The sequence below is a fragment of the Porphyromonas sp. CAG:1061 genome (genome assembly GCF_000435035.1).
In the GTDB taxonomy this organism is placed as follows: domain Bacteria; phylum Bacteroidota; class Bacteroidia; order Bacteroidales; family Porphyromonadaceae; genus Porphyromonas_A; species Porphyromonas_A somerae.
The window spans coordinates 1-10,711 of record NZ_HF988853.1 but is presented as its reverse complement, the minus strand read 5'-3'; the positions used below and the strand labels follow the sequence as shown (position 1 = coordinate 10,711).

Sequence of the window (10,711 nt, the reverse complement as noted above, 5' to 3'; positions counted from 1 at the left end):
CGTGAAAAAGGCAGTCCCTAGTACCTCAAAAAATTGCGCTTCGGTTTAGAACTTAGGCTTTTGGCTCCTCACATCACAAGTGGGAGTGGCGGGGGTTAGAGGATGCGCTTGATCAGACCTTGGAGCACTTTACCGGGGCCGTACTCAGTGAAGCTCTCTGCTCCATCCTTGTGCATATTGAGGATGGTCTGCGTCCAGCGAACTGGTGCTGTGAGCTGCATGATAAGGTTGTGGCGAATCTCCTCAGGGTCGGTATGGGGGAGGGCATCGACATTCTGATAGATAGGGCAGCTAGGCGCCTTGAAGTGGGTCTCTCTGATCGCTGCCTCCAACTCTTCTCTAGCACTCTCCATAAAGGGGCTGTGGAAGGCTCCGCTCACATTGAGGGGCAAGGCACGCTTAGCACCCGCCTCTTTCGCCAGTGCACATACTTGCTGTACACCTTTTACCGAACCCGAGATCACCGCTTGGCCAGGGCTGTTGTAATTGGCAAGGATTACGATCTCACCTTGGACAGAGGCACAGAGTTGCTCCACCTCTTCATCTTTCAGTCCAATAATGGCGGCCATAGTGGAGGGAGCTTGCTCGCACGCTTTTTGCATCGCTTGAGCTCGTTTGCTCACTAGTCTCAGTGCATCTTCAAAGGAGAGAGCTCCAGAAGCAGCGAGCGCTGTAAACTCGCCTAGAGAGTGACCTGCCATCATATCGGCACTGCACCCTTCGTCGCTCACCTTGGCAGAGATGTAGGAGTGGATAAATACCGCTGGCTGGGTCACCTTGGTCTGCTTAAGTTCTTCCTCGGTGCCATGAAATATAGTATCGGTAATTTGGAAGCCAAGTATCTCATTGGCTTGCTCAAATAGCTGCTTTGCTTCGGCGTTGCTCTCGTAGAGGTCCTGCCCCATACCTACAAACTGAGCTCCTTGTCCTGGGAATACTGATGCGCGTAATGCCATAAAGATCTTTCTTTCTAATTTGTTTTTACTTAATTATAATACATCGCAAAGGTACGCATTATCTCCCAAATATCTATGAGGGGGTACCTTATCGGACAAGTCGGACAGGTCAGACAAGTCGGATTTCGTAGTACTTATCTACGTGCCGTCCGATCTGTCCGACTTGTCTGACCTGTCCGATAAAGCTCGCGCTAGCTTATTTATTGGGGAGGAGCTGGGCGAGTACTTTATTGAGGGACTTTTTGGCTTGGTACTCTTTGAGGTAGAAGGGCTCCCAGTAGGCGACGTCGAGGTGTTCTCCGGCCTCTAGTAGTCGAAAGGCATCGCTCGCCATATACTTGGCGTGGGGGTAGATATTGACTACGTACCGACTTCCCGGTAGTAGGCTCTGGAATAACTCCTGCGCCTTCTCGGCACCCGATCCGAAGTAGACTACGGGGTGCTGCTCTACCAACTCGGTGATAGAGGCTTGCGTCTCCTCTTCGGTCAATACCAATGCGGCGATATCGGATACTGGCTCCCCTTTGGCGGTATAAAGTGCCGAGTAAACTTCCATACGTCGGGCATCGATCATCGGCATCAATAGTGCCTCCTCAGATGCCACCTCATGGGCGAGGTAACTACGGGCTATAAGCTGAGTAGTGGATATAGCGAGGAGGGGAACCCCTTTGGCAAAAGCCAAACCCTTGGCATATCCTGCCGCGATGCGAAGCCCAGTGTAGCTTCCAGGTCCCTCAGCGACGCAGATAGCTGATAGCTCGTTGCCTTGGGGTAGCTGTGAAAGCACCTCCTGTGCCATCACTGCCAATCGCTCCGACTGCCTTGAGCGGTCGGTCTCTTCAGCCTCAGCGATAATCATTGGAGTATCGCCCTCCTCTGCCAGAGCCACTGTGCAGTAGTCGGTAGAGCTATCTAGGAGTAGGATATATCTCTTTTTCATCATTTCTTTTTACGTTTCTTCTTAGCCCCACTTGCTGCCGTTTCGGCGATTATTTGGCGTGCCTGCTCCTCTGTGAGTGTTTTAGCATCCGTCGTCTTGGGGATCTTGTAGTTATTCTTTTGATACTTAAGATAAGGTCCCCACCGACCATTGAGTACCTCTACCACCTCATCGCCTTCGCCAAAGGAGGCGATGAACTTATTACGCTCCTGCTCCTTCTTGGCATCAATGAGCGGCTTTGCCTCCTCAAGGGTGATCTCGTAGGGTGAAAGATCTTTTGGAATACTAGCGAATAGCTTACCAAAGCGGACATAAGGACCAAACCGACCAATACTGGCGACGACTTTATCCCCCTCGTACTCACCAAGCGTACGAGGTAGGTCGAATAGTTTGAGCGCCTCCTCCAGGGTAATGGTCTCGAGTGAGAGATTGGTAGGGATGGAAGCGAAGCGTGGCTTTTTGCCCTCTTCGTCGGCAATACCAATCTGTATCATCGGACCAAAGCGCCCGATCTTAGCCGATACTTGCTCTCCAGTCTTGGGGTCTTCACCGAGGATGCGTTCGCCCACCTTATGGTCGCTCTTCTCTGCCATCACCCCCTCTACATTATCGTGGAAGAGGTCGTAGAAGGTGGCAATGACGCTATTCCATTTCTTTTTGCCTGCCGCGATCTCGTCAAACTCCTCCTCTACCCGTGCGGTAAAGTTGTAGTCCAATACTTGGGGAAAGTACTCCACGAGGAAGTCGGTGACCACCAGCCCTGTGTCGGTGGGGAAGAGTTTATTTTTGTCTGCCCCATAGACCTCCTTCTTGGTACGCTTGGCTACCTTTCCCTTCTCTAGCTTGAGCTCTACATAATTGCGAGACTCGCCATCGATAGACTTCTTCACCACATACTCTCGCTTTTGGATGGTCTGAATGGTAGGTGCGTAGGTAGAAGGACGCCCAATCCCGAGCTCCTCCAATCGCTTTACCAGCGATGCCTCCGTGTAGCGAGGGGGTCGTTGTGCAAAGCGCTCGCGTGCTACCACCTCCTCACTCAAGAGGGGGTCGCCAGTTTGGAGGCGTGGCAGAAGGCCAGTCTCCTCCTCGGCATCTTCATCGTCGTGCCCCTCTAGGTACACCTTGAGGAAGCCATCAAAGGTGACCGTCTCACCCTTGGCTTCGAACTGTGTAGGAGTGCCACTCAATATCTGTACTGTGGTATTCTCCAGCTCAGCATCTGCCATCTGTGAGGCAAGCGTCCGCTTGCGGATCATCTCATATAGAGCACGCTCTTGCTTATTCTTTCCAGCAATTTCCACCTCCACATTTGTGGGGCGAATCGCTTCGTGCGCCTCTTGGGCACCTTTGGTCTTGACTTTATAGCGACGGGCCTTGACATACTCCTTGCCGTAGGCTTGCTCTACGAGGGCACAACTAGTGGCAATGGCATAGTCGGATAGATTGACTGAGTCGGTACGCATATAAGTAATATGCCCTGCTTCGTATAGGCTCTGAGCTAGTCGCATGGTGAGACCTACTGGATAGCCCAACCGCCTAGAAGCCTCCTGCTGTAGGGTAGAGGTGGTAAAGGGAGCTGCTGGCTTGCGCTTGGTCGGCTTCACCTCTATCTTACCCACACTGTAGTTGGCATCAATGAGGGCGTTGAGGATTTCCCTTACCTCTTCCTCTGTCTCAGGTCGCTTCGCCACCTCTGCCACCACTTTCTCCCCGCTCGTGGTGATGAACAACCCCCGTATCCGGAAGTTGCTTTTTTGCTCAAAGGCGGTAATCTCTCGCTCCCTCTCCACAATAATCCGAACAGCTACCGACTGCACCCTACCTGCCGAAAGCTGAGGACGAATCTTGCGCCAAAGCACTGGGCTCAGCTCGAAGCCTACAATCCTATCCAGTACACGGCGAGCTTGCTGAGCATCAACCATCTGCTCATCAATAGCACGAGGGTTTTCGAGGGCGTGCTCTACTGCCGACTTGGTGATCTCGTGAAATACGATCCTATTCTTAGCCTTCTTATCCAATCCAAGCACCTCGGCTAAGTGCCATGCTATCGCCTCTCCTTCGCGGTCCTCATCACTTGCAAGCCACACTCTCTCAGCTTTTTTGGAAGCACTTCTCAGCTCCTTAACCACTCGTTCCTTGTCCTCAGAGACCTCGTACTGCGGTTCAAAGTTATTCTCAATATCCACACCCATCCCTTTGGTCTTAAGGTCACGGATATGCCCATAGCTAGAGAGGACTTGGTAGTCCTTACCTAGAAATTTGCTAATGGTCTTTGACTTAGCGGGTGACTCCACTATCACGAGGTTACTTCCCATATCTTTATCTAAATTTTTATTCTCTCAATACTCTTATGCCCAACATTTATTGGATTTGCAAAAGTACACATTATATATAACTAGACAAAAAACCACCCCCACAGGAAGGCATTATTGTATGAGATGTTACCCTCTGGTCAAGGAGAGAAAAAAAATGAGTTGTAACTAAGCAAAAACCGAGTTGCAACTAAGCAATTGCCGAGATGCAACAAAGCAAATGCTTAGTTGCAACTAACCGATTGCTTAGTTGCAACTCGATAAACGCCCAAATATATATCTGGGTATCAAATAGTTACAAAACCACTCTCAACCACCTATATTTCAGCATCATTCGATGCGTAACGGACGTTTCGGACAGTCGATAGGATCCCGATTGAGGAGATGCCCCTTTTGACAATGAGGGAGAAAGGGTTAGAGGGCTGGTTGCGTCTCTCTTTTCAGGGGGCAGAGCTTACGGAGGAGGCGCTCCGCCTTGGCGTGGATCTGTGGGGTTTCATACTTACGCACCTGCTTGAGGATGATACCTACCACGATTAAGTCGTCGGAAAAACCTAGTAGCCCAGGAATAAAGTCGGGCAGTAGGTCAATAGGAAGTATAAAGTAGCCGAGCGCCCCCATGATATAGAGCTTGGACTGCTTGGGGACACTAGGCTCCATCAATATATAGTATAGCTTGAGGACGGGCATCAAGACCGTATCCCCCAGTAGCTCCCCCACTCTACTCACCTTCTGCATAAAGGAGAGTTCGCTGAAGTGACTACTGTACTTAGTGAAGTCCTGTGGCTCCGCTTGTTTTAGCACTGTCCATAGGCTACCTGCACGCTTTGTCCATCTCAATATTCCCATACTACTTATCTATTCATTGGTATTTATATCTAGTGCAATATTACACATTTTGAGCCACCCTCCCAAATATCGTCCCTCACAAGGAGGTAAGTAACCGATTGCACACTTTCCAAACAAATGGAAATATTTTGGTATCTTTGTGGCATCAGAAGTGACTTATCAAGATTGCTCACTTCTGCAGAAATGATAATTTATTTTAAATCATAGCATAGGTAAGAGATGAATAAGACGACGAAAAGATTTGCCACCCTCACAGCCATTGGCGGGTATGTCCCAGACGAGGTGCTCACCAATGAGCAGATCGCTCAGCGATTAGATACGAGCAATGAGTGGATCACCACTCGTGTAGGAATCAAGGAGCGGAGGTTGCTCAATAAGGAGGGGGCGGGATCGTCGTACCTCGGCATTCAGGCGGTGAAGGATATGATGGCACGGCACAAGGTTCAACCTGAGGAGATTGACTTGGTGCTCTGCTCCTCCAACACGCCCGACTACCACTTCCCCACTACGGCCTCTGTGATTGCTAGTGAGTGTGGCATCTCTGGTGTGCCCTGCTTTGACTTCCAAGGGGCCTGCCCTGGCTTTATCTATGGATTGCAGATTGCAAGGGGATTTGTGGAGAGTGGTCTGTACAAAAAGGTGCTTCTGGTGGCTGCTGAGAAGATGAGTGCTATCACCGACCCTGAAGACCGTAATACCTATCCGCTCTTTGGCGATGCGGGAGCTTGTGCTATCTTGGAGCCAACCGAGGAGGAGGTAGGTATTATGGATGCCCTCATTAAGTGCAATTTCGATGGTCGGGAGCATCTGATTATGCCAGCAGGTGGATCGACCCTCCCTCCAAGTGAGGAGACGGTACAGCAGCGTCTGCACTTTGTGCATCAAGATGGTCGCCATGTCTTTAAGGAGGCGGTGACGGAGATGGGCGACTGCTCTGTGGAGCTGATGGAGCGGAATGGGCTCACCTTTGAGGATATTGCGTGGGTGGTGCCTCATCAGGCCAATATGCGGATCATCGATGCTACAGCACGGCGTATGGGTCTGGGACTGGATAAGGTGATGGTGAATATTGACCGCTATGGCAATACCAGTTCGGTCTCGATTCCACTCTGTCTATGGGAGTGGGAGAGTAAGCTCCGCAAGGGCGATAATCTGATCCTCACCGCCTTTGGTGCTGGATACACGTGGGGCTCTATCTACCTCAAGTGGGGGTATGATGGCGATAAGATCGGTCAATAAAAAAAATGGGAGGATACTAATAATGAGTGAAGGAGGTTACAAGTCGGGATTTGTCAATTTGGTAGGCAACCCGAATGTGGGTAAGTCGACCTTGATGAATAAGTTGGTGGGGGATAAGATCAGTATTATCACCAATAAGGCACAGACGACGCGCCACAGGATCATCGGCATTGTAAACAAACCAGGAGTGCAGGTGGTTTATAGCGATACGCCAGGAGTGGTGGATCCCGCCTACAAGATGCAGGAGCAGATGCTCGGCTTCTCGAAGAGTGCCTTGGGGGATGCCGATGTGCTGCTTTATGTCACCGATGTGATAGAGGAGCCTAAGAAGCACGAGGCGTTTCTCTCCGACGTGAGGGAGCTACAGGTGCCGGTATTGGTGCTGATCAATAAGGCGGATCTATCGACGCCCGAAAAGCTAGAGGAGCTGGTGCAGACTTGGAAGTCACTTCTGCCCAATGCTCTTGAGGTGCTACCCGTAGCAGCACTGCACGGAGCGGGCATCGCCTATATTGCGGAGCGTGTAGAGGCACTTCTGCCCGATTCGCCCCCCTACTTTGAGGAGGATGCCCTCACCGATCGGCCGGCTCGATTCTTTGTCTCGGAGATTATTCGGGAGAAGGTATTCCTCTATTACCAAAAGGAGATCCCTTATGCCACGGAGGTGGTGGTGCAGGAGTTTAAGGAGGAGGAAAACCTCATCCGTATCGCTGCTAATATCTTTGTGGAGCGAGAGTCGCAAAGGGGTATCTTGATAGGGCACAAGGGGGCAGCGATTAAGAAGCTTGGCACGATGGCGAGGCAGGATATTGAGCGTTTCTTTGATAAGAAGGTATTCCTACAGCTATTCGTGAAGGTAGAGAAGGAGTGGAGGAGCAGCGACAAGATGCTCCGCAACTTCGGATATAAATTGGATTAAGAAAGAAAGAGAGGTATAAGATATGGCAACTAATAATTTGGTAGCTATAGTGGGGCAGCCCAATGTGGGGAAGTCCTCGCTATTCAATCGGCTAACTAAGAGTCGCACTGCTATCGTTACTGACGAGCCTGGTACTACTCGTGACCGCCAATATGGCAAGTCGGAGTGGAATGGGGTCAACTTTTCGGTAGTAGATACTGGTGGCTGGGTGGACAACTCGGACGATGTCTTTGAGGAGGAGATCAATCGGCAGGTGGAGATCGCTATCGAGGAGGCCGACCTGATCCTATTTATGGTAGATATACAGGCGGGCTTGGGCGACCTTGATCAGTCGATTGCTCAGCTCTTGAGGCAGACCAGCAAACCGGTGCTTCTGGTGGCGAATAAGTCGGACAACTTCAATATGGAGGTGTATGCGGCGGAGTTTTACAAGCTGGGATTGGGCGACCCAATTCCTATCTCGGCCATTAACGGCACAGGGACTGGCGAACTTTTGGATCTACTAGTGAAGTCGCTGCCCGAGGCGAGCGATGAGGAGGAAGAGGAGCTCAACTACCCTCGTATCGCAGTGGTAGGGCGACCCAATGCGGGGAAGTCGTCGCTCATCAATGCCTTTCTGGGCGAGGAGCGACACATTGTCACCGACATTGCAGGCACCACTCGCGACTCTATCTACACGCATTATAATAAGTTCGGACACGAGTTTAGCCTGGTGGATACGGCTGGTATCCGTAAGCGGGGCAAGGTGAATGAGGATCTGGAGTACTATTCGGTACTTCGGAGTATTCGTGCGATTGAGAATAGCGATGTCTGCATATTGATGCTGGATGCCACGAAGGGGATTGAGGGGCAAGACCTCAACATCTTCTCTATTATTCAGCGGAATAAGAAGGGGCTAATTGTCTGCGTCAATAAGTGGGACTTGATAGAGGAGAAGAGCCAAAAGGTGATGAATGGATATATGGAGGCGATACGCGAGCGTCTGGCTCCTTTTGTGGACTTCCCGATTCTATTTATCTCGGCAACAGAGAAGCAGCGTATCCTGAAGGTGCTAGACCTGGCTCAGGAGATCTTTGACAAGCGAAAGAAGCGTATCCCTACCGCCAAGCTCAATAGCACGCTCCTCCCTATCATTGAGAAGACACCACCACCAGCCAATAAGGGGAAGTACATCAAGATAAAGTATGTGACGATGCTCCCCAAGGTGCAGGTGCCTAGCTTTGTCTTTTTCTGCAACCTACCTCAGTGGGTCAAGGAGCCTTACAAGCGTTTTCTAGAGAATCAAGTGCGTAGCAACTGGGACTTCTCGGGTACGCCGATCAATATATTCATCAGAGATAAAAAGTAAGGCGGTGGCGATAGATAGAACTAGACAGAAGTTTATAGAGGTCGCTAGAGACCTCTTTGCGGAGCAAGGCTACCACGCTACTACGATGAATGCAATCGCCGTAGCAGCGGGCAAGGGACGCCGCACTCTGTACAACTACTTCGGCACTAAGAGTGATGTGTACCTTGCTGTGATTCAAGGCGAGCTACAGGTGCTCTACGAGGAGCTGAAGGAGTTTGTGGACCAGCCGATGAATGGCATTGCAAAGCTGATGCTCTTTATAGCCAAGCGGGAGCGGGCGGTCAATGAGGTGGTACAGCGTAATGGCACCCTAGAGGCGGAGTTTTTCAACGACATTGCTACGGTGGAGCGAGCCCGAATGCGGTTTGATGTGCTGGAGCGTCGATTGATACAGAAGATTCTGACCGATGGTGTGGCAGATGGCTCTTTTAGGCAGATAGATATCCGCACGAGTGCCGTGCTGATCCACGCTTGCCTGAAGGGGCTGGAGGTGCCCTTTATACGCGGTCAATTGGGTCGTACAGAAAAGGCGGTGACGCAGACCTATCGGGTGGTGCGTAGCCTACTGATGGAAGGATTACAAAAATAATAAGCAATAGATTTATGAATGAAATACTAAAGGGCAAAGTGGCCATCGTAACGGGAGGAAGTAGAGGAATCGGCAGAGCCATAGCTACCGAACTGGCAAAGCTGGGTGCCGATGTAGCTTTTACTGGTCGCTCGCTCAATGAGAACACCCGTAGCCTGGAGGAAGAGCTGGGTCAGCTCGGGGTAAAGGTAAAGGCGTATGCCACTGATGCCGCCGACCACGCCGCAGCGAAACTCTTTGTGGAGGAGGTGCTCAAGGAGTTTGGCAAGATAGATATTCTGGTTAATAATGCTGGGATCACCAAGGATACGTTGCTGATGCGTATGACGGAGGAGCAGTGGGACGATGTGCTGAGGGTGAACCTCAAGAGTGCCTTCAACCTTACTCAGGCGGTCACAATGCCGATGATGAAGGCCCGCAGTGGTGCCATCATCAATATCTCGTCGGTTGTAGGCGTGACGGGCAATGCTGGGCAAGCCAATTATGCAGCTTCCAAGGCGGGGCTGATTGGATTTACCAAATCGACAGCGAAGGAGCTAGGCTCGAGAGGCATCCGCATCAATGCAGTAGCCCCTGGCTTTATCCGCACCGATATGACCGATGTGCTAGATGAAAAGGTGGTGGCTGAGTGGAGCAAGTCGATTGCCCTACGCCGCCCTGGAGAGGCACAAGAGGTAGCCCAAGTGGTGGCTTTCCTCGCCTCCGATGCTGCCTCCTACATTACTGGGCAGACCATCAATGTTTGCGGAGGCATGGTGATGTAACCCCCTCTCCCCCTATCGTGAGGTACGATAGCTTTAGCTGCCTACCATTTCTACACGTTATGATCAGGTAACTATTTACTACTTACCCATTATGAAAAATAGACTTGTCCCACAACTATTTAAGGATCTTAGGGACTATAATAAGGAGACCTTTTTCAAAGACCTTACCGCTGGTATCATAGTAGGTGTGGTAGCACTACCGCTCGCCATTGCCTTTGGTATCGCCAGTGGTGTCTCTCCTACCGAGGGATTGATTACCGCCATCATCGGAGGTTTTCTTGTCTCGCTACTAGGCGGGAGCAAAGTGCAGATTGGAGGTCCTACGGGTGCCTTTATCGTTATTGTCTTTGGGATTATCCAGAAGCATGGCATTGACGGACTAGCACTCGCCACACTGATGGCAGGAGTGATGCTGGTGCTGCTAGGGCTCTTACGACTTGGCTCTTTGATTAAGTTTGTCCCCTACCCTATTATTGTCGGCTTTACTGCTGGTATCGCTGTCACTATCTTTACTACACAGGTCAAGGATCTATTTGGACTACAAGTCACCGACCTCCCAGGCGACTTCCTCGGTAAGTGGGAAGCCTATTTCGGTGCCTTTGGCACTACCTCGTGGATGGCACTCCTATTTGGGCTTGTTGCCATTGCGATCATTGTGTTGGTGCCGAAGATCAATAAAAATCTACCGAGTTCGCTAATTGCTCTGATCGTCCTCACCCTTGTGAGCGTGCTGCTCGGCTATCTCGGAATTGCTCGTCCAGAGAATATCGGTGACCGCTACACTATTGAGGC

Annotated in this window: 10 protein-coding genes; 6 read left to right on the top strand and 4 right to left on the bottom strand. The window is 50.8% G+C overall.

The genetic code is table 11. The features are described from left to right. Positions 1-95: 95 nt before the first annotated feature. The 4 genes from fabD to QVO39_RS01205 all read right to left on the bottom strand — a co-directional run bounded on the left by fabD (position 96) and on the right by QVO39_RS01205 (position 5,060). The gene (gene fabD, locus QVO39_RS01220; RefSeq protein ID WP_021902670.1) at positions 96-956 is read right to left on the bottom strand and encodes an ACP S-malonyltransferase; all 861 of its coding nucleotides are present in this window, start codon (positions 954-956) and stop codon (positions 96-98) included. A gap of 196 nt (positions 957-1,152) precedes the next feature. Continuing rightward, a complete protein-coding gene (gene tsaB, locus QVO39_RS01215; RefSeq protein ID WP_026161843.1) occupies positions 1,153-1,899 on the bottom strand; it encodes a tRNA (adenosine(37)-N6)-threonylcarbamoyltransferase complex dimerization subunit type 1 TsaB in 747 nt (248 codons plus the stop codon). Then, on the bottom strand, positions 1,896-4,214 hold the full coding sequence (topA, locus tag QVO39_RS01210; protein ID WP_021902669.1) for a type I DNA topoisomerase: 2,319 nt from the start codon (positions 4,212-4,214) through the stop codon (positions 1,896-1,898). The genes tsaB and topA overlap by 4 nt, the downstream gene beginning before the upstream one ends. 411 nt (positions 4,215-4,625) lie before the next feature. Continuing rightward, entirely contained in the window at positions 4,626-5,060 is a 435-nt protein-coding gene (locus QVO39_RS01205) for a YkvA family protein (RefSeq protein WP_018028742.1), read from the bottom strand. A 219-nt stretch (positions 5,061-5,279) separates the two neighbouring features. Here QVO39_RS01205 and QVO39_RS01200 point away from each other — a divergent pair, with 219 nt between their 5' ends. The 6 genes from QVO39_RS01200 to QVO39_RS01175 form a co-directional block, all read left to right on the top strand. Then, entirely contained in the window at positions 5,280-6,299 is a 1,020-nt protein-coding gene (locus QVO39_RS01200) for a beta-ketoacyl-ACP synthase III (protein WP_021902668.1), read from the top strand. Positions 6,300-6,321: 22 nt separating this feature from the next. Then, the gene (gene era / locus QVO39_RS01195; RefSeq protein WP_021902667.1) at positions 6,322-7,218 is read left to right on the top strand and encodes a GTPase Era; all 897 of its coding nucleotides are present in this window, start codon (positions 6,322-6,324) and stop codon (positions 7,216-7,218) included. 22 nt (positions 7,219-7,240) lie between these two features. Continuing rightward, positions 7,241-8,566 (top strand): ribosome biogenesis GTPase Der, encoded by a 1,326-nt coding sequence (gene der / locus QVO39_RS01190; RefSeq protein WP_021902666.1) that lies wholly within the window; start codon positions 7,241-7,243, stop codon positions 8,564-8,566. Positions 8,567-8,570: 4 nt separating this feature from the next. Beyond that, entirely contained in the window at positions 8,571-9,155 is a 585-nt protein-coding gene (locus tag QVO39_RS01185; protein WP_018028738.1) for a TetR/AcrR family transcriptional regulator, read from the top strand. Positions 9,156-9,169: 14 nt separating this feature from the next. Further along, on the top strand, positions 9,170-9,919 hold the full coding sequence (gene fabG, locus QVO39_RS01180) for a 3-oxoacyl-[acyl-carrier-protein] reductase (protein ID WP_021902665.1): 750 nt from the start codon (positions 9,170-9,172) through the stop codon (positions 9,917-9,919). A 91-nt stretch (positions 9,920-10,010) separates the two neighbouring features. Next, positions 10,011-10,711: SulP family inorganic anion transporter (locus QVO39_RS01175; protein WP_288171374.1), on the top strand; the 701-nt coding region annotated here is incomplete at its 3' end.

What these genes read in the sequence shown, in the direction of transcription:
- era (WP_021902667.1), top strand. Translation starts at nt 6,322, where the DNA reads ATGAGTGAAGGAGGTTACAAGTCGGGATTTGTCAATTTGGTAGGCAAC.
- QVO39_RS01205 (WP_018028742.1), bottom strand. Translation starts at nt 5,060, where the DNA reads ATGGGAATATTGAGATGGACAAAGCGTGCAGGTAGCCTATGGACAGTG.
- tsaB (WP_026161843.1), bottom strand. Translation starts at nt 1,899, where the DNA reads ATGATGAAAAAGAGATATATCCTACTCCTAGATAGCTCTACCGACTAC.
- fabG (WP_021902665.1), top strand. Translation starts at nt 9,170, where the DNA reads ATGAATGAAATACTAAAGGGCAAAGTGGCCATCGTAACGGGAGGAAGT.
- fabD (WP_021902670.1), bottom strand. Translation starts at nt 956, where the DNA reads ATGGCATTACGCGCATCAGTATTCCCAGGACAAGGAGCTCAGTTTGTA.
- der (WP_021902666.1), top strand. Translation starts at nt 7,241, where the DNA reads ATGGCAACTAATAATTTGGTAGCTATAGTGGGGCAGCCCAATGTGGGG.
- QVO39_RS01200 (WP_021902668.1), top strand. Translation starts at nt 5,280, where the DNA reads ATGAATAAGACGACGAAAAGATTTGCCACCCTCACAGCCATTGGCGGG.
- topA (WP_021902669.1), bottom strand. Translation starts at nt 4,214, where the DNA reads ATGGGAAGTAACCTCGTGATAGTGGAGTCACCCGCTAAGTCAAAGACC.